This is a genomic window from Salinibacterium sp. CAN_S4 (assembly GCF_015752305.1).
In the GTDB taxonomy this organism is placed as follows: Bacteria; Actinomycetota; Actinomycetes; order Actinomycetales; family Microbacteriaceae; genus Rhodoglobus.
Map to the genome: position 1 here is coordinate 1,125,020 of NZ_JADOVB010000001.1, position 25,199 is coordinate 1,150,218.

At 66.7% G+C, this 25,199-nt stretch carries 20 protein-coding genes; 11 read left to right on the top strand and 9 right to left on the bottom strand.

Going from position 1 to position 25,199, the window contains the following annotated elements:
• Positions 1–42: 42 nt before the first annotated feature.
• Both IWX81_RS05585 and IWX81_RS05590 read left to right on the top strand, forming a co-directional pair.
• Positions 43–1,398, top strand: a complete 1,356-nt coding sequence (locus tag IWX81_RS05585) for a zinc-dependent metalloprotease (protein WP_199280211.1) — start codon at positions 43–45, stop codon at positions 1,396–1,398.
• A gap of 49 nt (positions 1,399–1,447) precedes the next feature.
• Positions 1,448–2,347, top strand: coding sequence for a TOMM precursor leader peptide-binding protein (locus IWX81_RS05590; RefSeq protein WP_199280212.1), 900 nt, complete (start codon positions 1,448–1,450; stop codon positions 2,345–2,347).
• Here the strand turns inward: IWX81_RS05590 and IWX81_RS05595 are convergent.
• Together IWX81_RS05595 and nudC are read right to left on the bottom strand one after the other, a co-directional pair.
• Entirely contained in the window at positions 2,271–3,896 is a 1,626-nt protein-coding gene (locus IWX81_RS05595) for an ATP-dependent helicase (protein ID WP_199280474.1), read from the bottom strand. The genes IWX81_RS05590 and IWX81_RS05595 overlap by 77 nt on opposite strands.
• A 76-nt stretch (positions 3,897–3,972) precedes the next feature.
• Positions 3,973–4,914: an NAD(+) diphosphatase gene (gene nudC, locus IWX81_RS05600; RefSeq protein ID WP_199280213.1), complete on the bottom strand. Its 942-nt coding sequence runs from the start codon at positions 4,912–4,914 to the stop codon at positions 3,973–3,975.
• A gap of 73 nt (positions 4,915–4,987) precedes the next feature.
• On the opposite strand from nudC, the gene IWX81_RS05605 reads away from it, so the two are divergent.
• The gene (locus IWX81_RS05605; protein ID WP_199280214.1) at positions 4,988–5,983 is read left to right on the top strand and encodes a phosphotransferase; all 996 of its coding nucleotides are present in this window, start codon (positions 4,988–4,990) and stop codon (positions 5,981–5,983) included.
• A 176-nt stretch (positions 5,984–6,159) separates the two neighbouring features.
• Here IWX81_RS05605 and IWX81_RS05610 read toward each other — a convergent pair whose 3' ends face one another.
• From IWX81_RS05610 to IWX81_RS05620, 3 genes are all read right to left on the bottom strand, one after another.
• Entirely contained in the window at positions 6,160–7,602 is a 1,443-nt protein-coding gene (locus IWX81_RS05610; RefSeq protein WP_334593337.1) for an MFS transporter, read from the bottom strand.
• A 100-nt stretch (positions 7,603–7,702) separates the two neighbouring features.
• Entirely contained in the window at positions 7,703–10,921 is a 3,219-nt protein-coding gene (locus tag IWX81_RS05615; RefSeq protein WP_334593180.1) for an ATP-dependent DNA helicase, read from the bottom strand.
• Positions 10,918–14,022, bottom strand: coding sequence for an ATP-dependent helicase (locus IWX81_RS05620; RefSeq protein WP_199280216.1), 3,105 nt, complete (start codon positions 14,020–14,022; stop codon positions 10,918–10,920). The genes IWX81_RS05615 and IWX81_RS05620 overlap by 4 nt, the downstream gene beginning before the upstream one ends.
• A gap of 74 nt (positions 14,023–14,096) precedes the next feature.
• Here IWX81_RS05620 and IWX81_RS05625 point away from each other — a divergent pair, with 74 nt between their 5' ends.
• Together IWX81_RS05625 and IWX81_RS05630 are read left to right on the top strand one after the other, a co-directional pair.
• Entirely contained in the window at positions 14,097–14,321 is a 225-nt protein-coding gene (locus tag IWX81_RS05625) for a DUF3107 domain-containing protein (protein ID WP_199280217.1), read from the top strand.
• A gap of 6 nt (positions 14,322–14,327) precedes the next feature.
• Complete coding sequence (locus IWX81_RS05630; RefSeq protein WP_199280218.1) at positions 14,328–14,618, top strand: hypothetical protein; 291 nt, start codon at positions 14,328–14,330, stop codon at positions 14,616–14,618.
• A gap of 21 nt (positions 14,619–14,639) precedes the next feature.
• Here the strand turns inward: IWX81_RS05630 and IWX81_RS05635 are convergent, their stop codons facing one another.
• Complete coding sequence (locus IWX81_RS05635; protein ID WP_199280219.1) at positions 14,640–15,365, bottom strand: ferritin-like fold-containing protein; 726 nt, start codon at positions 15,363–15,365, stop codon at positions 14,640–14,642.
• Between the two features lie 204 nt (positions 15,366–15,569).
• On the opposite strand from IWX81_RS05635, the gene IWX81_RS05640 reads away from it, so the two are divergent.
• From IWX81_RS05640 to IWX81_RS05655, 4 genes are all read left to right on the top strand, one after another.
• Positions 15,570–17,012, top strand: a complete 1,443-nt coding sequence (locus IWX81_RS05640) for a DEAD/DEAH box helicase (protein ID WP_199280220.1) — start codon at positions 15,570–15,572, stop codon at positions 17,010–17,012.
• Between the two features lie 152 nt (positions 17,013–17,164).
• A complete protein-coding gene (locus IWX81_RS05645; protein WP_199280221.1) occupies positions 17,165–19,120 on the top strand; it encodes a primary-amine oxidase in 1,956 nt (651 codons plus the stop codon).
• Positions 19,121–19,156: 36 nt separating this feature from the next.
• On the top strand, positions 19,157–20,044 hold the full coding sequence (locus IWX81_RS05650) for a universal stress protein (protein ID WP_199280222.1): 888 nt from the start codon (positions 19,157–19,159) through the stop codon (positions 20,042–20,044).
• 34 nt (positions 20,045–20,078) lie between these two features.
• Positions 20,079–21,632, top strand: coding sequence for an APC family permease (locus IWX81_RS05655; protein ID WP_199280223.1), 1,554 nt, complete (start codon positions 20,079–20,081; stop codon positions 21,630–21,632).
• 18 nt (positions 21,633–21,650) lie between these two features.
• On the opposite strand, the gene IWX81_RS05660 is transcribed toward IWX81_RS05655, so the two are convergent.
• Positions 21,651–22,505, bottom strand: a complete 855-nt coding sequence (locus IWX81_RS05660) for a PHP domain-containing protein (RefSeq protein WP_199280224.1) — start codon at positions 22,503–22,505, stop codon at positions 21,651–21,653.
• Between the two features lie 33 nt (positions 22,506–22,538).
• On the opposite strand from IWX81_RS05660, the gene IWX81_RS05665 reads away from it, so the two are divergent.
• Entirely contained in the window at positions 22,539–23,552 is a 1,014-nt protein-coding gene (locus tag IWX81_RS05665; protein ID WP_199280225.1) for an endonuclease/exonuclease/phosphatase family protein, read from the top strand.
• A 177-nt stretch (positions 23,553–23,729) separates the two neighbouring features.
• Here the strand turns inward: IWX81_RS05665 and IWX81_RS05670 are convergent, their stop codons facing one another.
• Positions 23,730–24,188 (bottom strand): HEPN domain-containing protein, encoded by a 459-nt coding sequence (locus IWX81_RS05670; protein WP_199280226.1) that lies wholly within the window; start codon positions 24,186–24,188, stop codon positions 23,730–23,732.
• Positions 24,179–24,763, bottom strand: coding sequence for a MarR family transcriptional regulator (locus IWX81_RS05675; protein ID WP_199280227.1), 585 nt, complete (start codon positions 24,761–24,763; stop codon positions 24,179–24,181). Before IWX81_RS05675 ends, IWX81_RS05670 begins: the two co-directional genes overlap by 10 nt.
• Positions 24,764–24,882: 119 nt before the next feature.
• Here IWX81_RS05675 and IWX81_RS05680 point away from each other — a divergent pair, with 119 nt between their 5' ends.
• Complete coding sequence (locus IWX81_RS05680; RefSeq protein ID WP_199280476.1) at positions 24,883–25,167, top strand: helix-turn-helix transcriptional regulator; 285 nt, start codon at positions 24,883–24,885, stop codon at positions 25,165–25,167.
• Positions 25,168–25,199: the final 32 nt, after the last annotated feature.

The window sequence follows — 25,199 nt, forward strand, 5'->3', positions numbered from 1 at the left end:
AATCCCAGCCGGTACGAGTGCCCAGCGGCTAGCGTAGTTTGCATGGCTGAAGATTCCCGGAACGACAGTGACGCAGGCAATCCTGAAGACGAGTTTCGCGACATGCTCAACGACTTCCTGGCTGGCAACACCAACATCGACCCCGCCAAGCTCGCCGGTGCGGCAGGGCTGCCCAACGATCCGGCGATGATCGCGCAACTGATCAGCCAGCTCCAGGCCGCTATGCGGAGCAGCGGCGACGGCATCAACTGGCAACTTGCACTCGACCAGGCGAAGGGGATCGCGGAACGCGGCACCGTCGTGTCGCTGCCCGCGGAACGTTCCGCGCTCGAGCAGGCCCTGCACGTGGCATCCCTCTGGCTCGACGAAGCCACCACCATTTCTGAACTGTCCGGAACACCAAAGCTGATGAGCCGGCAGCAGTGGGTGGCCGCGACGATGCCCGTGTGGACGCAGCTCGCCGAGCCGGTGGCCAACTCCATCGCCGACTCACTCACCGACGTGCTCGAGCAGAGCGCGCCGGAAGACGGCGAACTCGACGAGATGCTCAAGGGCGCGAGCAAGATGATGCGCAACGTCGGAGGAACGCTTTTCGCGATGCAGTTCGGACAGGTCGTCGGCCAGTTGTCGAGCGAGGTCGTCTCGGGAGGCGACATCGGTATCCCGCTGCTCGACGGCGACCAGGCCGCGATCCTTCCCCAGAATGTGTCGGGATTCGCCGCTGGGCTCGACATCCCGATCGACCAGGTGCAGCTCTACCTCGCGGTGCGGGAGCTGGCCCATTCCCGGCTGTTCCGTCACGCCAGGTGGCTCAGGCTGCAGTTGCTGACCGCGATTACGGAGTTCGCCAGGGGCATCAGCATCGACACCGACCGCATCCAGGGCCTCGCTTCCGATTTCGATCCGGAGAACACTGAACAGTTGCGCGAAGCGCTCACCTCCGGCGCGCTGATCCCGCCCAAGACCGACGACCAGCTCGCCGCTCTCGGCAGGCTCGAGACGACCCTGGCCCTCGTCGAGGGTTGGGTCGACGTCGTCACGGCCGAGGCCACGCGGCGCCTGCCGTCGAGTGCAGCCATCGCCGAGACCGTGCGCCGCAGGCGTGCATCCGGCGGGCCGGCCGAATCCGCCTTCTCCACGCTCGTCGGTCTCGAACTTCGGCCCCGTCGCCTCCGTGAAGCTGCGGCGATGTGGCAGAAGGTGACGGATGCCGTCGGCAGCGAGAAGCGGGACGAACTGTGGTCACACCCCGACCTGGTCCCCACCGCCGAAGACCTCGACGATCCGACGGCGCTCATCGCTCGCATCACCGCCGGTGAGCCCGAGCCCGACGACATCGACCAGGCCATCCGGGACCTGCTCGACGACGACTCGAGCGAGCGACCGCGCGAAGAGTAGCTGTGGACGGTTCGCGCGGTAGCCTGCGCGATCCGGTCACACTGGGCCGATGACGCTCAGGCTCGACCCCAGACTCCCCCTCGTGTGGCGGTCACCGTTCGGCATGCAGGTCGGGATCGATCCTGTGGTCGTCCGCATCGACGACGTGACCGACGCGCAGCAGCGCATGCTCGCAGCCCTCGCGGTCGGAACCAGCTCTCCCGGGCTCGCGGTGATGGCCGGTGGTCGTACTCCTGACGCCGCCGCGGCCAGGGATGACCTGCTCAAACTGCTGGCGCCGGCCCTTGAGCGGCCGCCCGGCGCCGACCCCGGGACCGTAGCGATCTCCGGAAGCGCGACGCTCGTCGGTGCCATCGCCGCGCTGCTCGCCGGTCACGGCGTCACCGTGCTCATCGCCGACGATGCTGCCGACCTCGCAGAGCGCCGGCCGGATCTCGCGGTCGTCGTCGGCCATTTCGTGCTCGCCCCAAAGCTGCACGCACTCTGGCTGCGCCGCGATGTTCCCCACCTCGGCGTCGTCGTCGGAGACACCGCCACCGTCGTCGGGCCCATGATCGAGCCGGGAACCGGCCCGTGCCTGCTCTGCCTCGAGCTGCACCACCGGGACGCCGACCGGGCCTGGCCCGCGATAGCCTCGCAGCTGCTGGGGCGGGTGAGCGGAGTCGAGACGGCGATCCTCGTGGCGGAGACCGCGGCGGCCGCAGCGCGCCTGGTCATCGACAGGCTCCGGGGCGCGACCGCGGGCGGTACGGCAGAGTCCCTGCGCATCGACGCCGCCACGGGTGAGCGACGGCGGATCGAGTGGCAGGTGCATCCGGAGTGCGGCTGCCGCGGCATCCGGCCTCTGGAAGATCCCGAGGATGACCTGCCGGTCAGGCCAGCTCGGCCAGGAACCGGCTGGGCGAGCGCTGCCCGGATCGCCCCTGCTGCGTACTCGACGCCCAGCTGAGGGCGAGAGCCCGGCGTGCACGCGTCACGCCGACATACAGCAGCCTGCGCTCTTCGTCGATCGCCGTCGGATCCTTCGCGTAGCTGATCGGCACGAGACCTTCGGCGAGACCGACGAGGTAGACCGAATCCCACTCGAGTCCCTTGGCCGAATGCAGGGTGGCCAGCGTCACCGCCGCCATCGTCGGCTCATGCTGTCCCGCCTGGCGCTCGAACAGCTCGTCGACGAACTGGCGCAGGGTCGTGCCCGGAGCAGCCTCCTCGGCGAGCTGCATGAGTGCGTTCAGCGAATCCCAGCGGTCGCGGACGGCGCCGCGCGTCTCGGGCGGATCCTGGGACCACCCGATGGACCTGAGCACATCGCTCATCGTCTTGAACAGGGGCTCGACGGCCGTATTCACCGTCGCTCCCCGCAACAGCATGAGCGCCTCCTTCACCTCACGCTGGTCGAAGAAGCGACTGGAACCGCGCACGAGATAGGGAACACCGGCGTCGGCGAGCGCCGTCTCCAGAGCCTGGGACTGCACATTGATCCTGAACAGGACGGCGATGGATTCCGGCTTCGTGCCGCTGGCGATCTCGTCGGCGATAGCGTTCGCCACCGCCCTGGCCTCGGCGCTGTCTGAGGCATACGCGGTGGTGACCGGAGCCGGTCCCGTGCGCTCGCTCGCGGAATGCAGCGTAAGCGCACCGGGTCGCTCGCGCATGAGCCGGTTCGCGGTCGCGACGATGGCGGGCGTCGACCTGTAATTCTGCTCGAGCCTGAGCACGACGGCATCCTCATGCTCGGAACCGAAGCCGAGCAGGTAATCGGGGCTGGCACCGGCGAATGAATAGATCGTCTGGCTGACGTCGCCGACGACACACACGTCGTTGCGCGGGCCCAGCCAGAGCTGCAGCAGGTCGTGCTGCAGGGGCGACACGTCCTGGTACTCGTCGACCACGAAGAAGCGGTACTGCTCGCGGACCTGCTGGGCGACCCGCGGCTCAGCTTCGATCATGCCGGCAGCGGCGAGCAGCACATCCTCGAAGTCGATCTGGCGACGCTCGTCTTTCACGGTCTCGTAGGCGGAGTGCAGCGCGACCATCCTGTCTTGCGTCAGCGACTGCGGCACTGCCCGATTCTTCGCCGCGTACTCCTCGATCGAGAGTCTCGAGGTCTTGCGCCACTCGATCTCCGCTGCGACGTCGCGCAGGGTCGCCGTGTCGAGCTTCAGCCGCAGTGCGTCCGCGCCGTGAGCGATGACCTTCGCCTTGCCCTCGAGCAGCCTGGGCATCGTGCCGCCGATCACCTGCGGCCAGAAGAAATTCAATTGCGAGAGGGCGGATGCGTGGAACGTGCGCGCCGAGACTCCCCCGGCCCCCAGCGCCCGCAGCCTGCCGCGCAACTCCCCCGCCGCGCGCGCGGTGAAGGTGAGCGCCATCACGCGACCGGGAGGGTAGACGCCGGTCGCGACGCCATAGGCGATGCGATGGGTGATCGCGCGGGTCTTGCCTGTGCCGGCACCCGCCAGCAGGCAGACGGGCCCGAGCAGCGACTCCGCCGCCATCCGCTGCTGGTCATCCAGGCTGTCCAGGAGTGACTCCGCCGTGCCCGTCACTGGTTGCCTGCCTGCTCATTCATCGTTACTGCCCGTCGACAATGGGGCCGCCGAACCACTCCTCGATGATCGCGCGGGCGATCGACGTGGGGCCGGGGAGCTTGACCTGATGGGCGCTGACACCATCGACCGCCGCCGCCAATTCCTCACGGCTGAACCAGCGGAGGTCGAGGATCTCGGTGCCGTCCGGGGTGGTGTCAGTGCCGTGCTCGGGGTCGACACGAGCCGTGAAGCCGAGCATGAGAGACGCGGGAAAAGGCCAGGGCTGGCTTCCGAGATAGACGGGATCGATCACGTGGATGCCGGACTCCTCGAGCACCTCGCGTTGCACGGCGGTCTCGAGCGACTCCCCCGGCTCCACGAAACCAGCGAGCAGCGAGTAGCGGTTGCTCTCCCACAGCGCGTTCGAGCCCAGGAGCATCCGGTCATCCGCGTCGGTGATGCCGACAATGATGGCGGCGTCGGTTCGCGGGAAGACTTCGGTGTTGGAGATCGGATCGCGCCGCACCCATCCACCCTTCTCCACGACCGTGGGCTCGCCCGTGCGCGGGGAGAAGGCGTGGCTCGCATGCCAGTTCAGCACTCCGAGTGCCTCGACGAGCATGCCGGCATCCCGGTCGCTGAGCTTATTTCCCAGCGTGCGCAGGTTGCCCCAGTCGGCCTCGGCGAGATGACCGGCGTCGTCGAGCAGCACCGCGACGACGGGAGTTCCGACGGGTTCCGGGCTCGTCGCCGACAGGGACCGACCGAGATAGACCCTGAGCTCCCCGTGGGGAATCGCGTCGACGGGGACGAGGGCGAGGCTCATCGGCGACGACAGCAGGGCCGAGCCCTGGAAGATCGGCAGGATGCGCGTCGCTGGGTCTGCCCACAACTCGTCGAAGAGGTTCTCGCGTTCGCGGGCGAGGTTGTCCCTGTCCATTTCGAAGCGGGACAGCGGCAGTCTCGAGGAGAAAGTTTGTGACATGTATGAAGGCGACCCCGTCAGAAGTGCGTGGCGTGAAGCGATTGCGTGGGGTGATCGACCTACCCTGTCTGGTATGGCCAGATCCCATCTCACTCTAGCCGCGCTCGCCACCTCGGCCGTGCCGGGTCTTGACGTCGCCGGCGTTGCCCACTTCGGCACGAGCGAGGGTAGCGACTTCGACGCGGCCCTGCTCACCGCCCGCGACGGCAAGCACTGGATTATCCGCGCTCCCCGCTCGGCTCGCGCCGAGACGGAGCAGTCGGCAGACCTCGTCGCGCTGCGCGCCCTGAGCGCCGGCGTTCGCACTCGCCTGCCGTTCACGGTGTCCACCTTCGCGGGCCAGGCGCCGCTCGGCAACACGCGCGCGTTCGTGTATGAATTCGTCTATGGCGCAAAGGTCTCACTTGGTGCGATGCAGGCCGGGCCGGATTCGCTTTCCGCTTCCATCGGAACCGCGATCGCTGCCATCCACTCCTTGCCGACCAGTTTTGTGGCGGACGCCGGTCTCCCGGTGCTGACAGCGGGCGAGAGCCTGCGTGCGGCAGTAACCGTGATGGATCGCGCGGCCGCCACCGCCCTGGTTCCGGCCGCGCTCACCGCGCGTTGGGAGAAGGCCGCGGAGGATGCAAAACTCTGGCAGTTCCAGCCCACCGTGATCAATGGTGCCCTCACGGCTTCGTCTTTCCTGAGCGCCGATGACGCCGTGACCGGTGTGCTCGGCTGGCAGGACCTGCGAGTAGGCGACCCCGCTCGCGACCTGCAGTGGGCGATCTCGAATAACTCGGTCGCAGACAGCGTGTTCGACGCATACTCCCGCGCCCGCGGAGCCACCGACCGGCAGGTGCGGCAGCGTGCCATGTTCTACGCGGAGCTCGAGGTGGCCAAGTGGCTGCTGCACGGCACCGAGACCCGAAACACCGAGGTCGTCGACGACGCAGTGCAGATGCTGACCGGGCTGGTCGACAACATCCGCAATGACGTGATGAACCCGATCGGTACCCAGACGATGCCGACCATGGCCGTGGATGAGGTCGAGGCGTTCGTGGCCCGTAGCGAAAAAGCCGTCTGACCCGCTCTGACTCTTCCCATGTGCAGGGCTCGCAGCAGCGTCGCGTTCATAACTCCTGCAGATCGACGCCGGTCTATCGCAGCACTCCCGGAGTTCCGGGGGCGTCGGACTTCAGCGACGCAGATTGCAGGAGTTACGAACACACGACGGGGTGGAGTGCGCCTCGGCGGACGGAGCTATGTGGTGGGATGTCCATCGGCAGGCGGAGCCTGGGTGGGCCAAGACTGTGTGGGCCGGGACTGGGTGGGCGGGGACTGTGCGGACCGAGCCTGCGCGGGCCGGGACTGCGCCGGCCGAACCTGAGCTCGACGCTTGGGCACGATCGCGACCCATTTGCCGCGCTTCGCCGACACGGCTACGCGCAGCCTGCCACTGCGAGACAGCAGGATGGCGATGACGATCGCGGCTGCGGCCGGCACCGCGCCCGAGATCACCATCGCGGTCTTCGCGCCGAGGTTCTCGGCAAACCAGCCCATCACCGGCCCGCCGATCGCCTGCCCGCCGACGACCACCATCACCCAGAAGGCCATCACGCGGCCCCGGATGGCGAGGTTCGACGACAGCTGCATCATCGTCTCGCTCGCAGTCATGTAGAGCAGTCGGGACAGCCCGATCATCGGCAGCACCAGGAGGAACATCGGGTAGAACGGGGCGAGCCCGGCCGTCACGAGCATGAGCCCGTAGATGATCGCGCCGATCATGATGGTGCGCAACCGCAGCGTGGCGCGGCGGGCTGAGGCGAGCGCTCCCAGCAGCGCGCCGATCGCGGCCAGCGAATTGTACAGTCCGTACCCCGTGGCCCCGGTGAGGTACACGTGATCGGCCATGCCCGCGAGCAACGCCGGCATCGGCATCCCGAAGATCGCGACGAAGGTGACCATCACGAGCGTCCAGAACAGGGTCGGCTTGCTCAGGATGTAGCGACCCGCTTCGCGGATCTGGCCCTTATGGGTGGGCGCCCGAGGGCCGACCAGGAGGTCGGCCGTGCGCATGAACAACAGCAGGACGACGCCGATAAGCCCGGCGACGACGTTCGCGCCGATCGCCCAGCCCGAGCCGACCGCGACAATCAGCACCCCGCTGAGGGCCGGCCCGATGAGCGCGCCGAGATGGAAGATCGAGGCGTTGACGCTGATGGCATTGCGGATGTGGCGTGGCCCGACCATCTCGTTGACGAACACCGATCGCGCCGGGCCGTCGAATACCTGAAGCGTGCCGACCGCAAGAACGAGGGCGTAGACCGCAAACAGGTTGGCGTTGCCGGAGAGGGCGATGATCGCGAGCACGAGGTTCAGCGCTGCGATGATCAGCTGGCAGAGGATGAGCACAGAGCGCTTCTTGTAGCGGTCGGCGATCACTCCGGCATAGGCGCCGAGGATAAGCGTGGGCAGAAACTGGAGGGCGATCGTCAATCCGACGAGCGTGACGCTTCCGGTGATCTCGAGCACCAGCCAGTCGACAGCGATGCGCTGGGCCCAGCCGGCCGTGTTCGAGATGAACTGGGCGATGACATACAGCCGGTAGTTGTGGACTTTCAGGGCGCTGAACGTGTCCCGCCAGGCCGGTCGCTGCATCGCGACGGCGATGGGCATCGTCGCAGGAGCCTGTTCCGGAGTCATTGTCACCATTCAACGCTACGTCAGAGGTCGCGCCGGAATGACCACCCGGGCAGATGTCACCCGGCTCTGGGCTTGCCGGGCGAGGCAGTGAGCGCCGCGATTACGAGTCGGCCGGTGCTGTAGCTGCCCGCCAGGCCGCGAGCAGCTCCGTCTCGTCGAACAGTCGCTGCGGCCGAATGATCGCGTCGTCAGACACGTAATAGAACACGGCGTCGATCTGCGACGGGTCGATGCCCTTCCACCGCGCGTACGCGAGCCGGTACAGCGCGAGCTGCAGCTGTTTCTCCTCGAGATCCTTGGCGCCGCTCGGGGCTTTTCCGGTCTTCCAGTCGACGATCTCGAACCGCTCGTCGTCGATGGCGTAGACCGCGTCGATCTTGCAGATCACGATGCGGCCGTCGAACGGCAGGTGGATCTCGATCTCGACATCGACGGGCCGAAGCGGAGCCCACCGGGAGTTCTCGAAGACGCCCTGCAGTCGGGTGAGCTCCACGAGGTCGAGGTCGTCGCCCTGCCGTTCGTCGTCGAGATCGAAGGCCGCCGCATCCACGAGTTCCGCCGGCGATGACGCACCGTAACGCGCCTCCACCCAGCCGTGGAAGCGGGTGCCGAGCCGCGTCGCGCGATACGGCTTCTCTGGCATGGGCCGCCGCAGCGATCGTGCGACGCCGGCCGGATCGGTGACGAAATCCTTGAACCTGGATGCCGGAATGCGCTCTGGCAGCGGAACGACAGCAGCCGAGCGTGCAGCGGCATCCCTCTCCGCCAGCAGCAGGTCGAGATCACGCTGCCAGATTCCGGCGGCCCGTGGATTCTCCAGTTCACCGCGCACGAGTTCGGCCGCACGCTCGACCACCCGGCGCCGGGTGCCCAGCGGGTCGATGGGCCAGTGCTCCACCTCGGCCTCCCCCATGAGCGGATTCTCTTCGAAGGCGCTCTCGGTCGGCAGCGCATCGATGAGTCCGCCGTCGGCGAGTTCGGCGAGGAACACCGACGGTGGTCGCGGCTTACCCTGCCCACCCCAGAACGCTCCCGTGAGCAGCAGCGAATCCTGCGCCCTCGTGACGGCGACGTAACCGAGCCTGCGCTCCTCTGCCTGGTGGCGTTCGGAGAGCTGGGACTTGAACACTTTCAGCCCGGTGTCGAACTCGGCCTGGTTCTCGACCGACTCCCACTCGAGGGTGGGGAGCTCGCGGGCATCCCCCCTGAATTCGAAGGGAAGCTGACCGAACCGCACCCAGCCCGTGCCTTCGCGAGAGGACGCGGGCAACTCGTCGGCCGACATCCGCGGCACAGCAACGACCTCCCACTCGAGCCCCTTCGAGCCGTGGATGGTGAGAAGTTGCACGGTGCCACGCTCGGCATCGTCGCTGCGAGGCCCCATGGTGTCGTTGCGCTCCGCGCGAGCCAGCCAGCCGAGAAACGCGCCGAGGGTCGCCTGCTCGTCGCTCGCCAGGAAGCCGGACAGTTCGTCCCTGAAGGCATAGAGGTTGGCGGCTCCGAGCCCCGACGACTCGTTCGCGACGACCTCGATGTCGAGCAGCAGCTCCTGCTCGACGAGCCGCACGAGGTCGGGAAGAGCAAGCCCCGCGCGCGACCGGAAGAAGGCGAGCTGGCGTGCGACGGTGCGAAGTCGCTCCAGCCCGAGTTCGCTGAATCCGGCGAGCTGGCTGTGGTCGGCCGGAGCTTCCCCCACGAAATCGAGAGCATCCACGATCGACCTGCCATCATCCGCGGCCACGGATTCGCGCATCCGCTGTTTCACGTCGTCACTCAGGGCGACCTGCGACCAGTGGCGCGAGTGCAGCCAGCCGGCCACACCGGCGAGCTCCTTGAGATCACGAGGGCCGATCGCCCAGCGGGCGCCGGACAGCAGCCTGATCAATTCAGACCCGGCCGTCGGATCGTGGATGACCCGCAGGGCACTCACGAGATCGACGATCTCCGGGGTGGAGAGCAACCCACCGAGCCCGAGGATGTGATGCGGCACCTTCAGTTCTTCCAGCGCCCGCGCGAACAGTCCCATATGGCGTCGCTGGCGGAACAGGATGGCCGCGGTCTTCGGCTCGCCGTCTGCCGATGACGAATCCAGCTCTGCCTTCAACCACTGCGCGACGGCCCTGGATTCGATGACGATGTCGTCGAAGTAGGCGCCGACGAGAGTTCCGACGGGGGCCGCCGGTCGGGCGCGCAACGACTCCACAGTGACGGGAGATGCCGCGCTCAGGGGCGCGACGAGCAGGTTGGCGGCGTCGAGGATCGTGGTGGCGTTGCGCCAGCTGGTCGACAGCGCGTACTCGCGGGCCGAGCCGAAGTCGCCGGCAAACCTGGCCAGGTTCGCGGCACTCGCGCCGCGCCATCCATAGATCGACTGGTGTGGATCGCCCACGGCCATGACGCCGTGACCGGCAAAGAGGGCCGACAGCAGTTCGGTCTGCACGACGCTCGTGTCCTGGTATTCGTCGAGCAGCACCACGCGGTACCGGTCACGATAGGCCTGGACCGTGGCGGGCGAACGCCCGCAGATCGCGAGCGCGAGGGCGACCTGGTCGCTGAACTCGAGCAGCCCGCGCCGGCGCTTCTCGAGCGCATACTGCTCAGCGAGCACGAGCAACGGGCCGAGCGCGGCGACATCCGCCACAGCCTTCGTCACACTCGCGTACGGGGTCGCCTTCGCTTTGCCGCTCGTGTACGGCAGCTCGGCGAGGCCGAGGAACCGTTCGGCGTAGCTGCCGACAGCCGAGGCATCCGCGACGTTGTCGCTGAGCTGGTGGCTGAGCTCGAGCACCTTCTCGGTGATCGCATCCACGCTGCTGCCGAACGCGACGAGCCGCTCATCGGTGCTCTGGGTGACGACCTGCCTCGCGAGTTGCCACGACGACGCGTCATTCAGCAGCGCGGATTCCGGTTCCCGACCGATCAGCAGCGCGTTGTCCCGGAACAGCGCACTCGCGAACGAGTTGTACGTCGACACCGTCGGTTGGTCGAACTCCGCATGCTCCGGATCGCGATTCGGCGCCGCCAGCAGCTCGGGACTGCGGGACTGGATGAGCCGCAGCTGCGTGATCCGTCTGGCCGCCCGGTCCGCAAGCCCTCCGGCGGCCTTCCTGGTGAACGTCAGGCCGAGCACCTGGTCCGGAGAGACCAGGTTGTTGGCGAGCAGCCAGACGACCCGGTTAGCCATGGTCTCGGTCTTGCCGCTGCCGGCTCCTGCGACGACGAGCGCCGGCGCCAGGGGCGCCTCGATGACGGCCTGCTGTTGCGTGGTGGGCTCCGGCAGGCTGAGCAGGCCCGCGAGTTGCAGCGATGACACCGTCACGAGCTCACCGCCGGCACGACGTGGATCTTGCAGCGACCGAAACTCCACGGGTCGAGGCAGTGCGAGCCGAGCTGGGCCACGAACACGGCGCTCGCCATCCCGTCGGCATCGGCGATCACGCGCGCCCTGAACTGCTCGAGTTGCTCAGCCGTGAACGCTTTCTGGTGCGGAGCCGCATAGTCGGACCCTCTCGTTCCCTTCGACACGATCACGAGCTTCGCTCCCCCGTTGTCGAGCCCCTCGGGCACTCCCTCGATCGCCGCGGACGCGAACGCGAGCTGGTAGGCCCCGAGCTGCGCGTGGTCGGCGACGCCGTCGTCGGTGGTCGGGTCGTTGCGGCCGGTCTTGAGGTCGACGATGACCGCCGTGCCATCCGGAAAGCTTTCGACCCTGTCGATCTTTCCCCGGAGGGTGGCTCGGCCGACCTGCAGTTCGAACGACCCTTCCCTGCTCGCCACCGTTCCCCCTGTCGCATCGAAATCGCGGAGATACGAAGACAGCCGAGAGGTGAGGTCGCGGGCCCGAGCCTTTTCCACGTCAGAATGCCAGCTCGCCTCGAAGCTCAGCTCGCCCCACCTGTCGGTAACCGCGGCGAAGAGCGCATCCGGAGAGATGTCGGTCGCCGTTTCTGCCACGGAATGGATGAGCGTGCCGAGGTTCGCCGCAACACTCGACGAGCCGCCGCCCACCTCGTCGATCAGCCAGTGCAGCGCGCAGGTCTCGAACGCCTCCATGCGCGACGGAGACACTCGCACCGTCGCTTCCGGATCACCGAGGTCAACGAGTGGAGCCGTCGTGCTCGGCTCGGCAAGCCCGTACCACTGGCCGGGGTTGGCGCCGGGCACGCCTTCTGCGGCGAGCCTCGCGATTCCGGATGCCGCCTCCGCAGACCCCGTCGAGGTGAGCTCGCGACGCATCCGTCCGACCATCCCGCGCAGGCTGAGCGGGTGCCGCGGCAGCCCCGCCACGGTGCCCTCGGGCACGAGCCGCAGGAAGGGGGACGGCAGATTATCGTCGCCGGCGACGGCGGTCACGACGACTTCCGTGCGGGCACGGGAGATCGCCTGGGCGAACATCCGCAGTTCGTCGTGCATCACATCGAGTCGCTTGTCGACGGCCGCAGGGTCGCCGCCGGACACCACGAGCGGCAGGTCCTGGGAGCCAAGCAGGGAACCGCGGATGCGCAGGTTCGGCCACTGGTTCTCCTGCATGCCGGCGACCACGACCACTTCGAACTCGCGGCCGACCATCGCCGGCGGCGTGCCCACCGTCACGGAATCGAGGGTCGCGCGGGGGGCGAGGGTGTCTTCCGCGACATCGGCGGAGCGCCAGGAGTCGACGAACACGGCTGCCGGGGCATCCGGAGTGCGTTCCACGAATCGCTTGGCCGCGGAGAACAGCGCGACGACGGCATCGAGGTGACGATTGGCTTCTTCGGCAACAATTCCGGAACCGAGCGCCTGGTCGAACCAGGTCTTTTCGAGCCCGCTGCGCTGCCACACGCCCCAGAGCAGCTCTTCGATGCTGTCGCTTGCTAGCGCGGCGGCGGCCGTGGCGTGCAGGTTCTTCGCGACAGACTGCGCGCTCCTGCCGACCCTCGTGTCGATGGTCACGAGACCGGCAGGATGCAACAGCGCTTCGGCCAGGAGCTCGTCGGCCGCGCGGTCGCCACCGCCGGCGAGTTCCTCGTGGCGGAGTGCTGCTTTCAGGCGCCGCAGCGACACGGCGTCCAGCCTGCCCACGGCGCCACCGAGCACGTCGATCGCTGCGGCCGGATCGAGCGCGCGACCGGCAGGTATTCCGGCGAGACCGAGCGCCAGTTCGAGCATAAGGATCAGCCCCTCGACCGCGTATTCGTCCCTCACCGCGGCGCGAGCGCTCGACACGCTCGTCGCGACTTCGAGGGCACGCAGTTCGCGAGCCAGGGAGGGCACAAGACTGCCCGACCGCACGACGACGGCCATCTGCGACCACGGGATGCCGTCGAGCAGGTGCCGCTCGCGCAAGCGGCGGGCGATGAACGCGACCTCTTCCGCGGGAGACCCGAGCCTGAACGCTGCAACCTGGCCGGGACCAGCGTCTTCGACCGCGGCCGCCTGCCGCTGCTGGCCGGCTCCCGCCGAACCGATGCGACCGGTGATGCCGGACACCACCTGCCGCAGTGCGTCGCCGTGCCGGTGCACGTGACCGAGGTAGAGAGACTGCACCGGGCTGCCGATGGCAACGGAGAGGCGCCCGAGCAGGTCCGGCCGTGCTCCGCGGAAACCTCCGGTCGTGACATCCGGATCCCCGAACGCCATGACGGCGATGCCCCTGCCCACGAGGGCACGCAGCAGTGTCACAGTCGATTCCGTGGACTCCTGGGCGTCATCCACGATCACGAGCCGGAGGCCGTCGATGCTCAGGGGCGCGCCCTCGGCGATGATCGCCGCAGCCTCACGGATCAGCTCGGTCGAATCGAAATGCCGTTCCCGGTAGCTGGACTTGACCGCGTCGTACACAGCGATGAAGCCGGATGCCGCGACCCACTCGTCCCGACCGTGGGTGCGGCCGAGCGACGCGAGTTCGGCCGGGCTCACGCCGAACTCGACGGCACGCATCATGAGGTCGCGCAATTCCGTTCTGAAGCCCCTGAGCCGTCGTACCTCCTCGTCGAGGTGGGCGGGCCAGTATGACGCGGTGCCGTCCTCGATCTCCCCCGCGAGAAGCTCGCCGATGATCTGGTCCTGTTCGGCACCCGTCAGCAGGGTCGGCGCGGACTCACCGGCGACGGCATCCCGCACCACCTCGAAGGCGAGCGAATTCGCGGTACGTGCCATGGGCCCCGGAGTCGGGACTCCGAGACGCTGGGCCAGCCTGTCGCGCAGCAGGGTGGCGCTGGCCCGGCTCGGACTCAGGATGACGATCTCGCCCGGAGACCACCCGCGCCCCAACACCCGGTCGGCGACCAGCTCGATCATCGTCGTCGTTTTGCCGCTGCCCGCTGCCCCGATCACGGCGGCGCAGGCGTCATCAGGAAGCGCGACGACAGCCTGCTGGGATGGATCGAGTTCGACGGGAACCCAGCGAGCCGCAGTGCCCCCGGTGTCGAAGTTCGCCATGCCCCCACGGTAGCGGGATGCGCTGACAGTGAACGTCGCGGATCGAGCCTGTCGTTGTGTCGTACCCTGTGATCGTGGACATTCGCATCGGCATCACCAACAGCCCCCGTGAGATCAACTTCGAGTCGTCGCAGACCTCGAGCGAGGTCGAGAAGACGGTTTCAGACGCTCTCGAATCGAACTCGAAGTTCGTCAAGCTCGTCGACAATAAGGGAAACGTGTACCTCGTTCCTACCGAATCTTTCGCTTACCTCGAGATCGGCTCTGAAGAGTCGCGTCGCGTCGGTTTCGTCGCGTAACGACGCATGGAACTGCTTTTCGTCACCGTGATCGGTGCCTGCATCGGTGCCATTGCGCGCTACACGCTGCCGAAGCGGGCAACCTACGGTGCGTTCCTGGTGCCGGCGGCAGGCGCTGCCGTCACGGCCACCGTATGGGTTGCGCTGCTGTGGGCAGGGCTCACCTTCGACGGCACGTGGATCTGGGTCGCCAGCATCGGCGCTGGCGCCATCGCCAGCGTCGTGATTGCGCTGGTGCTGCCCGGGAAACGCATCCAATCGGATGACGCGAAACTCGCGAGGCTCGCCAGGGCGTAGTCGCCCGCAGCGTCGCGAAAGCTAGGCCATCAGGCCGAGCGCATCCATCCGCCGGGTGTGCGCTGCAATGAGCTCGGTGAAGACCGGCTCGATGCGCGCCTCGTCGGAGATGTGATCCTCGCTGTACCGCAAAGCCGACCGCGACACGAGCATGGTGTCGCCGACGAGTCGGCGCCCCCACATGGCTAGTCGGGCCGAGAGCCGAGGATTCTCCTCGATTGCGGCCGTCAGCAGGCCTGCCAGCAGAGCCTCCCCCGACTCGCTCGTGAAGATCGAGGCAACTCGTTTACCGGTGTCATCGCGGAGGCCCCTGGCCAGTCGCGCGAAGAAGTCGTCGAGAAATCCGGCGGTGAGGTAGCAGGTGACGATCGTCTCGAACCAGTCGCCCCCTCGGGTATCGCGCTCAAAATCGTCGACGATCCTCGTGAACGGCTGCATCACGGTCGACGGATCCTTGCCAGCCCTGACGATCTCATCCACCAGGCGCCGGTGCTTCGCCATTGACAATTCGGCGGCTCGCCCGATGGCGGTTTTGGCTGCCGTCGTCGGCGCGGTCGAGATCGCCCTGGAGAGGTTCTCGAACAGCATCAGCTGCACATAAGCAGAACGGCCGAGGAATTCGATCAGGTCCGGGGTGAACTCCACGAGTTCGACCTTGGTCGTGGCCTGCTCGCCACCGCGGGCACGCAGGCGTGGCGTATCGACGGTGCGAGGGGTGCGCGAGAATCGCGAAAACCAGTTGGCCACGCAGTCAGCTTATGGTGCGGGCCAGCAACTCAGGGCCCCGTCGACCTGTCGAAGACACGCATCCTCGGGGTCACAGCCTGATATCAGGCGGTGACCCGCTAAACTCGCTGTATACCTCCCATTCTGGCGGAGGTCCTGCGCCCCAGGACAAGACGGGCGTAGCTCAATGCCTGAGAAGGCACTGTCTGTAAGGGCATATATCTTTTGACATTCGCAGAACTCAATATCGACCAGGACATGGTCGACGCTCTCGCCACCAAGGGCATCATCGAGCCGTTCCCCATCCAGAGCCAGACGATCCCCATGGGGCTCGCAGGCCAGGACATCATCGGGCAGGCCAAGACCGGAACGGGTAAGACCCTCGGATTCGGGCTTCCCCTGCTCCAGTCACTCGGAACCGACCCTGAGCCCGGCGTCAAGGCCCTGGTCGTGGTGCCCACTCGCGAGCTGTGCGTGCAGGTTGCCGAAGACCTCGTGCTCGCGGCATCCAACCGCAAGACCAAGATTGCCGCCATCTACGGTGGCAAGGCCTACGAAGGCCAGGTCGAAGAGCTCAAGGCCGGCGCGCAGGTCGTCGTCGGAACCCCCGGCCGTCTGCTCGACCTTGCCTCGCAGCGCCTGCTGTCGCTCAAGGACGTCAAGGTGATGGTGCTCGACGAGGCAGACAAGATGCTCGACCTCGGCTTCCTCGCCGACATCGAAAAGCTGTTCGCGCAGACCAGCCCCACGCGTCACACCATGCTGTTCTCGGCGACGATGCCCGGCCCGATCGTGGCCCTCGCGCGTCGATTCATGAATAAGCCCATCCACATCCGCGCGACAGACCCCAACGAGGGCCTCACGCAGGCGAACATCAAGCACGTCGTCTACCGCGCGCACAACCTCGATAAAGACGAGGTCATCGCCCGCATCCTCCAGTCTGACGGCCGCGGCAAGACCGTGGTCTTCACGCGCACCAAGCGTGCTGCAGCCAAGCTCGTCGAAGAACTCAACGACCGCGGATTCAACGCCGCTGCCGTGCACGGCGACCTCAACCAGGAACAGCGCGAGCGCGCCATGGCGGCGTTCAAGGCCGGCAAGAAAGACATCCTGATCGCTACGGATGTCGCGGCCAGGGGCATCGACGTCAATGACGTGACCCACGTCATCAACCACACCATCCCGGACGATCACGACACCTACCTGCACCGCGCCGGCCGCACCGGCCGCGCTGGCAAGACCGGAATCGCCGTGACGTTCGTCGACTGGGACGACATGCACAAGTGGTCGCTCATCAACCGCGCGCTGGAGATGGGAATCCCCGAGCCGGTCGAGACGTACTCGTCGAGCCCGCACCTCTTCACCGATCTCGCCATCCCCGAGGGCACGAAGGGTCGCCTGCCCGGCGCCCCTCCCGCCCGCGCCCGCGAGGCAGCTCCGTCATCCGCCGGTCGGGACGGTCGCCCGCCGCGCTCCGGTGGCGACCGCGGGGGTCGCCCTGCCCAGGGTTCGGGCTCACGCCCGCCCCGCGAGCGGTCGACCGACGCGGTTCGCGACAGCGCCGCCGGTGGCGGCACCCACGATGGAGCTGCTCCGTCGCGTCGCAGCCGCACGCGCACCCGCCGCGGTGGCTCCGGTACGCCCGGAAACGCGGCTCCGACGGCCTAGAAACACGGCTCGAGCGTGGGTCCCTGCCCCCGCGCACGATGAACCCCCGGACCGGCACCGTGCGTGCCCGGTCCGGGGGTTTGCCCGTGCCATCGCGCGGTGCAATACTGACACCGACGAACACCGTGGTTCGTTTCTGACAGGATTCCCTCATGACCTTTCACCCGCTCGACCCGCTCACTTCTCCCGAGTTCTCGCACGCATCCTCGATCCTCGCCAGGGACAAGGGCGTTGCAGCGGGATGGCGCTTCGCGTCGATCGAAATGCTCGAGCCGTCGAAGGCAGCAATCGCAGCATTCTCCCTCTCCGGAGAGGTGCCAGACCGTGCCGCCAGGATCGTCGTGCTCAACCGGGCAGAGAACGCGACCTACATCGCCGTCGTGTCGCTCACCACGGATTCACTTGTCAGCTGGACCCACGTCCCTGACGTCCAGGCGAACTTCACGGTTGATGAATGGGAAGAGTGCGACGCGGTGCTGCGCGCACATCCGGATGTCATCGCCGCCCTCGCCCAGCGCGGCGTCACCGACCTCGACCTCGTGTTCATCGACACCTGGACCTACGGCGCGGCCCTGATCCCCGAGAAGTACGCCGGTCGGCGACTCGGCTGGAGCGACATCTGGGTGCGGGCGCAAGCCGGCGCGAACCCCTACGCCGGTCCCGTGAACGGGCTCCACTTCGTCATCGACGTGAACAGCATGGAGCTGCTCGAGATCGAAGACTCGTTCTCCGTCGAGCGGCCCGAGGTCATGGGCGAATACGTTCCGCATCTGATCCCCGAGCGCATCAAAAATGCGTCCCGTCGCCCCCCGCGCAAACCCCTCGATGTCGTGCAGTCCGATGGCCCCGGCTTCGAGGTCGACGGTCACCTCGTCACCTGGCAGAACTGGTCCATGCGCATCGGGTTCAACTACCGCGAGGGCATGACCCTGCACGCCGTCAGCTACCAGGACGGCGATCGCGTGCGCCCGATCGCGAACAGGCTCTCGTTCGCCGAAATGGTGGTGCCGTACCGCGACCCGAGCGTCGACCACTTCCGGCGTACGGCCTTCGACATCGGCGAGTGGGGCCTCGGCTTCATGACGACGTCCCTCGAACTCGGGTGCGACTGCCTGGGCGAGATCCGCTACATCGATGCCACCATGCACGATTCGCAGGGCCAGCCGTACGAGATCCCCAACGCCTTCTGTATTCACGAAGAAGACAACGCCCTGCTCTGGAAGCACGTCGACCACGACACCGGAGCAGAGGTGCGCCGATCCCGCCGACTCGTCGTCTCGTTCCATGTGACGGTCGCCAACTACGAATACCTCGTGTACTGGCGCTTTTACGAAGACGGCAACATCGAGTGCGAGGTGCGTGCGACCGGCATCATGGTCGTCACCCACATCGCCGAAGGCCAGGCCCATCCCAACGGCACCCTCGTCGACAACCGCACGTATGCGCCGTTCCACCAGCACTTCATCGTCGCAAGGATGGACCTGGATATCGACGGCCCGGAGAACACCGTCTACCGCTCCGAGACGCAGATCCAGCCGATCAGCGAATCCAACCCTCACGGGCTGGGCCTCACTGTCGTGAACACGCCCATGGAGGTCGAGGGTCACGACGACTTCGACTGGAACACCCAGCGCGCCTGGAAGATCACCAACGAGAACTCCACCAACTCGCTCGGCACACCTGTGTCGTACAAGCTCGTCCCGGGCGGCGCGATTCCCTCGTTCTTCCCCGCGGGAGCTCCGGTGCTCGAACGAGCGCAGGTCATCGGTCACACGGTGTGGGTCACCCCGAACGACGCGGAAGAGCGCTGGCCCAGCGGCGAGTTCGTCAACCAGTCATCGGTCGATCACGGCCTGCCCGAGTGGCAGAAAGCCGGCCGCAACGTGCGCAACACCGATGTCGTCGTCTGGTACGTCTTCGGCATCCACCACATCACCCGCCCGGAAGAGTGGCCCATCATGGCCGCGGACGTCGTGAGCTTCTGGATGAAACCCGCGAGCTTCTTCGACCGGAACCCCGCCCTCGACGTGGCACCGAGCGACAGTGCACACTGCGCACCCGGTGGAGACCATGCCGGTCACGACCACGCCGGTCACGAGCACCACTGACCCATCGAAAGTCCACCCGACGCAAGGAGCACGCCTGTGACACGAACAGCCAACTATGTCGTCGCATACGAGGCGACCGATCGTGGCCGCGATGCCGTGCAGCTCGGCGTAGCCCTCGCCAGGCTCACGGCGGCCGAACTCCGCATCTGCCTCATCCTGCCCACCTCGACAGCGGTTCCAGCGAAGGTTCCCGCCGGCGCCTCCGACTATGGGTCGTTGCTCGAGGAGCAGGGCGGCACATGGCTCAGGGAGGCCCTCGACCTCGTGCCGCCGGACGTGACGGCCACCACACACCTGCTGTGGGCCGAGTCGACCTCCGAGGGCCTGATCCGGGCATCCACCCAGTTCGATTCCGACCGGATCGTCGTGGGAGCGGCGAGCGCCGGAGTGCTTCAGCGGTTCACCGTCGGGAGCATTGCCAACGCCCTGCTTCATGCCTCGCCGGTTCCGGTCGCGCTGGCTCCCCGTGGGTATGTCGCCCCGTCGGCGATCACCAGGATCACCTGTGCGATCGGCACACGACCGGGGTGGACCGCCCTGCTCGACTCGATGGTCGCCATCTCCGAAGGCCTTCCGGTCGACCTGCGCTTCGTGACCCTCGTCGAGGTGGATGCCGCCCGGTCGGGCCCCGGAACAGACGTATCGGCCGCCAGCGCAGCACACCTCGCGAGTGTCGTGGAGCATTTCGAGAAGGACTCCAGCTCCCGTGGATCCGTCACCACCGAGGTGGCAGAGGGGCGCACCGTCGAGGATGCCGTCGAGAAACTGGACTGGCGCGCCGACGAGATCGCCCTCGTGGGCTCGTCCAGGCTCGCCCAGCCATCGAAGATCTTCCTGGGCGTGACGGCCAACCGGATGCTGCATTCCCTCCCGGTCCCGCTCATCGTCGTTCCGACCGCCGCGGCGATCAACTCCCCCTCCTAGCGTCCCTGCTACTGGCCCCCGAAGGATCGATCCCATGGCAAGTTCACCCACACCCACCACGCCGGCCGCCGCTACGTCGCCGGATACGTCGACCGGAATCTCCTCCAAGGGCCTCAGCGCCGGGTCGATCGGCCTTCTCGGCGCCACGGTGATCGGCATCTCGTGCATCGCGCCCGCGTACACGCTCACGGCCTCGCTCGGCCCGACCGCGGCCGCGGTGGGCACCCAGATGCCCGGAATCTTCCTGGTCGGCTTCCTGCCCATGCTGCTTGTGGCCCTCGGCTACCGCGAACTGAACAACGCAATGCCAGACAGCGGAACGTCATTCACCTGGGCGACCCGCGCATTCGGCCCGTGGCTTGGATGGCTCGGAGGCTGGGGCCTGATCGTCGCGACGGTGGTGGTGCTGTCGAATCTCGCGGGGGTGGCCGTCGACTTCCTCTATCTCGCCCTCGCCCAGCTTTTTGGTAACCCCGGAATCGCCGACCTCACGAACAACGTACTGATCAACATCGCCACCTGTCTGGTCTTCATGGTGGCCGCCTGCTACGTCTCATACCGCGGCATGGAGACGACCAAAGCTGTGCAGTACGTTCTCGTCGCCTTCCAGCTCATAGTGCTCGTGTGGTTCTCCATTTCGGCGATCGTGCACGTCACCAACGGCACGGCCTTCGATGCCCTCGCTTTCGACGCAGGCTGGTTCAACCCGTTCGCCGTGCCGTCGTTCTCCGCCTTCGCCGCGGGCGTCTCCCTCTCGATCTTCATCTTCTGGGGATGGGATGTCACGCTCACCATGAACGAGGAGACGAAGAACCCCGAGACGACACCGGGTCGGGCCGCGACGCTCACTGTCGTCGTGATCTTCCTGCTGTACATCCTCGTGGCCGTCGCCACCCTGATGTTCTCCGGAATCGGCACAGGGGAGTTCGGGCTGGGTAACGAGGACATCTCCGGAAACGTCTTCGCCGCACTGGCCGGACCGGTGATGGGGCCCTTCGCCATCCTGCTGTCTCTCGCTGTGCTGTCGAGCTCCGCGGCATCCCTGCAATCGACCTTCGTCGGCCCGGCGCGGACGATGCTCGCCATGGGTCACTACGGTGCCTTCCCGAAGCGATTCGCGACCATCAGCCCCACCTTCAAGTCGCCGGGCTTCGCCACGATCATCGCGGCAGTCGTGGCCTGGGGGTTCTACGCGATCATGCGGGTGCTGAGCACTGACGTGCTCACCGACACGATCCTGACCCTCGGCATGATGATCTGCTTCTACTACGGGGTCACGGCGCTGGCCTGTGTCTGGTATTTCCGCAGGGAGGTGTTCTCGTCGGCGCGCTCGTTCTTCCTCAAATTTCTGGCACCTCTCGTCGGCGGGGTCATTCTCGCGGTGATCTTCGTCACGACGCTCATCGACTCCATGAACCCCGAATACGGAAGCGGGTCGAACATCGGTGGTGTCGGCCTGGTCTTCATCCTCGCCGTGTTCCTGCTCGTCGCTGGCATCGTGCTGATGTTCGTCATGCGGGCGGTGAATCCCGACTTCTTCCAGGGAAAGACACTGCGGAGGGGCACCTCACAGGACGCCCAGCGCTGAGCCCTTCTGCATCGGCTCTCAGCCGCGGAACGGCTGCGAACCGGTGCCGGCGGCGATGATCCGCTCGAGCACCTCAGGGGCTGTCGAGTTCTCGGCGAGCCGGTTCGGCTTGCCCTCGCCGTGGTAGTCGCTCGACCCGGTCACCGCGAGTCCGAACTTCTCCGCGAGCGCGAGCAGCCACAGCTTGCCGTCCTCGGTGTTGTCGCGGTGGTGCACCTCGAGCCCGAACAGCCCGTTGTCGACGAGTTCACGGATGACCGCATCATCCATCGACCGGTACTTTCCGTGCGTTGCCGGATGCGCGAGCACCGGAACTCCCCCGGCCGCAACGATCATCCGCACCCCTTCGAGCGGTGACGGCGCGTAGTACTTCTCGTAGTAACCCCCGCGCCAGTGCAGGATGCTCTCGAACGCGGCACTCCGGTTGGCGACGAACCCCTTGCGCACGAGGGCGTCGGCGATGTGCGGGCGACCGAGGGTCGTGCCATCCTGCGACTCGGCAAGCACGTCGTCCCAGGTGAGGTCGTAGTCTGCCGCGATCTTCTCCACGATTTTCTCGGCACGGCGAAGACGCCCATCGCGGATGCGCGCCGTCTCAGAGACGATTCCCGCGTCGAGCGGGTCGAACAGGTAGGCGAGCATGTGCACACTCGCGGGCCCGTAGTTCGTGCTGAGTTCCATGCCGGGAACAACAGTCAGCCCGGTGCCGGATGCCGCGGCAAAGGCCTCCTGCCAGCCCGCCGTGGAGTCGTGGTCGGTGATCGCCACGGTACTGAGCCCGGCCGCGACGGCGGCCCGCACCAACTGCGTCGGAGTCTCGGTCCCATCTGATACGGCGCTGTGAGTGTGGAGATCGATGGGTCGGTCGGGCATTCTCAAAGCCTATTGGCATAGGCTCGGCCCGCAATGATTCGTCGAACCCTCGCAGCCATCATCATCGTGGTGACCGCCCTGGCGCTCCTGGTCGTCGCCTGGCCGCAACTGTTCGGGGCGGCGCAACTGCCGATTCTCGCGCAACTCGTGTCGCTGCGGGGGGCTGCCACCAGCGCGGGGCTCGGCATCGTGGCGTTACTCGTGATCGCGGCACTCGTGTCGAGGCGTGTGCGCCGGTTCGCGGCATCCATGGCGGCGATCATGCTCGTCTTCTGCCTCGTCAACCTCATCGTGTTGTCTGCGCGGGGTTTTGGGGACACGCAATTCGCCGAGCGCACCGATTCTGACGTGACAGTGCTGAGCTGGAACACCCTCGGCGACCTTCCCGGCGCAGACACCATCGCGAGGCTCGCAATAGAGGCCCGCGCCGACGTGGTCGTGCTTCCCGAGACATCCAGGGCCGCGGGAGAGGCGGTCGCCAGCCTGATGGGCGATGCCGGGCTCCCCATGATCGCCCACACGAGCTCGTACGACGAGGTGTCGAAAGCGCGTTCGACCACGCTGCTCATCGGTGTCGGCCTCGGTGACTACGTCGTGGATGAGCTGGCCCGTACGACCACCGTGCTGCCCTCCGTGGTCGCCACCCCCGCGGACGGCGCCGGCCCCACCATCGTGGCCGTGCATCCGGTCGCCCCCACCCCCGGGGAGATGGCGAACTGGCGATCGGACCTGCAATGGGTGAAGGATGCCTGCGCCGGCGACAACGTCATCATGGCCGGAGACTTCAACGCGACCCTCGACCACTTCGCCGGGTTGAGCCTGGCGCCGGGAGCTGCCGTCGGACAGTGCGTGGAAGCGGCGGTCACCACCGATAACGCCGCCGTCGGCACGTGGCCGTCCGCGATCCCGGCCCTGCTCGGCGCCCCGATCGACCATGTGATGTCGACGCCGAACTGGCAGGCTACCGGCATGCGCGTGATCGAGACCCAGGACGAATCCGGCAGCGATCACCGCCCGATCGTCGCCCAGCTGACCCCGGTGGGCTGAGTGGGTTCTGAATTGCCTCGGCGCCCCATCCGGGCTTTGGACGGTCACGCACGACACAGTCCGCCGACGATCGCCGGAGCATCCGTCCCGCTCGCCCCGCCGATAATCACGGTCGAGATGATGGTCAGGCGTCTCCGTTATCTCCCGGTAGGTGCGAATTATTAGCGGACTACCGGGTCACAACGAGAGCCCCCTGGTGAGGGCGGCTTCGAACAGCGTCCGAGCGACTTGTGCGGCCTTCTCGGTCGCCGCGACACCTACCGGCTTCGCTTCATAGCGGTCCTGATTACGAGCGCGTCGCAGACGGTCGAACTCCTGCGCTGCTCTTTCCGCGGGTGGCTTGTCGAAGACCGCACGCAGATAGCGGCCGAGCGCCTCGTGCTGGCCGGGGCCGTTGGTCGTCCGAAAGCCGTACGCCGCCAGCAGTGCCTCGCCCGTGTCGTGACAGGCGTCGTAGGCAATCCCGTACCGGACGACGACACTGGTGAGCAACGGAAGTTGGGTGAGGCGCTCCTCGGCCTGTCGAAGGAACGAGGATGCGCGCGACACGTCAGCCGGCACACCGTCGAGACGTCGCGCCTCGACCAGGGCGAGTACTGTCGCCTGCTGTACGCGGGTGAGTGGAATTAGCGCCATGGCAACTCCCCGATTACGGCGACCGCCGGGCCGCGGCGCACGTTGTCCAGGAAGCCGGATGTCGCGGCAAACTCCTTGGGGGTGAGGATCGTCGGGTTCACGGGACGGTGCACCGCGGCCTCGATCCGTGCGCATACGTCGTAGACCGCGTCCACGTCGGGCTCACCGAGCACCATGATGTCGATGTCGTGCGGTGCCGGACCAGCATCCCCGAGCATCCGCGCGGCGAAGGAGCCGTAGAGGAACGCGGATTCAATCCGGTCGATCCGGGCGAACTCGGCGGCCAGGATCACCACCGGGCCGGTCGCTATTGTGAGGATCTCGCGCAACGGGTTCACGAGCGGGCTTTCGCCGTTGGCGCGTACTAGCTTGGTGCGGCCGACGCGTCGCTCGCTCAGGATGCCCGCGTCTACCAGGCGCGCAACTTCGCGATGCGTGGTTGGGTAGGCCAGGCCGGCCCGGTTTGCCAGATCGGTAACACTCAGTTCTTCGCCCGTGAGCAACAAGGCGGAGAGCAGGCGCGCTTGACCGTCCGACCGAAAGATCGGAGCAAGGAGCGGTGCCTGAGTTCTCATATTACTGATATTATTATCCATTATATCGACAGTCAACTGGGTGGGATCAGGTCACGTGTCAACCATCCCATTAAGCTTGATGGGTGGGTGCTGACGGCGTGCAAGGTGTATGTCTCGGGATGCGTATCTGTCGAAGAACGCCTGAGCTCACGTTTGACCCCTGGCCGCGATGCCGACATCTTCACGGAAGCCTCGTCAGCCAGCCTCCGATGAGTTACCTGACAGAATGGCGGTTGAAACTCGCCGCCGACCTCCTAAGGAAACCGCACCACACTATTGGTGCCATCGCTAACGCGGTGGGATATGACACGCCGTTTGCGCTCAGCACCGCGTTTCGGCGAGAGCGTGGTGACAGCCCACAGGACTATCGAAAGCGCGTCGGTAGTGCAACCGGACCGAGCTAGCATCAGCGGACAGCAGCTATTGCTGTCAGCGG

What these genes read in the sequence shown, in the direction of transcription:
- IWX81_RS05590 (WP_199280212.1), top strand. Translation starts at nt 1,448, where the DNA reads ATGACGCTCAGGCTCGACCCCAGACTCCCCCTCGTGTGGCGGTCACCG.
- IWX81_RS05605 (WP_199280214.1), top strand. Translation starts at nt 4,988, where the DNA reads ATGGCCAGATCCCATCTCACTCTAGCCGCGCTCGCCACCTCGGCCGTG.
- nudC (WP_199280213.1), bottom strand. Translation starts at nt 4,914, where the DNA reads ATGTCACAAACTTTCTCCTCGAGACTGCCGCTGTCCCGCTTCGAAATG.
- IWX81_RS05680 (WP_199280476.1), top strand. Translation starts at nt 24,883, where the DNA reads ATGCGTATCTGTCGAAGAACGCCTGAGCTCACGTTTGACCCCTGGCCG.
- IWX81_RS05595 (WP_199280474.1), bottom strand. Translation starts at nt 3,896, where the DNA reads ATGGCGGCGGAGTCGCTGCTCGGGCCCGTCTGCCTGCTGGCGGGTGCC.
- IWX81_RS05665 (WP_199280225.1), top strand. Translation starts at nt 22,539, where the DNA reads ATGATTCGTCGAACCCTCGCAGCCATCATCATCGTGGTGACCGCCCTG.
- IWX81_RS05655 (WP_199280223.1), top strand. Translation starts at nt 20,079, where the DNA reads ATGGCAAGTTCACCCACACCCACCACGCCGGCCGCCGCTACGTCGCCG.
- IWX81_RS05620 (WP_199280216.1), bottom strand. Translation starts at nt 14,022, where the DNA reads ATGGCGAACTTCGACACCGGGGGCACTGCGGCTCGCTGGGTTCCCGTC.
- IWX81_RS05670 (WP_199280226.1), bottom strand. Translation starts at nt 24,188, where the DNA reads ATGGCGCTAATTCCACTCACCCGCGTACAGCAGGCGACAGTACTCGCC.
- IWX81_RS05675 (WP_199280227.1), bottom strand. Translation starts at nt 24,763, where the DNA reads ATGAGAACTCAGGCACCGCTCCTTGCTCCGATCTTTCGGTCGGACGGT.
- IWX81_RS05610 (WP_334593337.1), bottom strand. Translation starts at nt 7,602, where the DNA reads ATGACTCCGGAACAGGCTCCTGCGACGATGCCCATCGCCGTCGCGATG.
- IWX81_RS05630 (WP_199280218.1), top strand. Translation starts at nt 14,328, where the DNA reads ATGGAACTGCTTTTCGTCACCGTGATCGGTGCCTGCATCGGTGCCATT.
- IWX81_RS05645 (WP_199280221.1), top strand. Translation starts at nt 17,165, where the DNA reads ATGACCTTTCACCCGCTCGACCCGCTCACTTCTCCCGAGTTCTCGCAC.
- IWX81_RS05660 (WP_199280224.1), bottom strand. Translation starts at nt 22,505, where the DNA reads ATGCCCGACCGACCCATCGATCTCCACACTCACAGCGCCGTATCAGAT.
- IWX81_RS05585 (WP_199280211.1), top strand. Translation starts at nt 43, where the DNA reads ATGGCTGAAGATTCCCGGAACGACAGTGACGCAGGCAATCCTGAAGAC.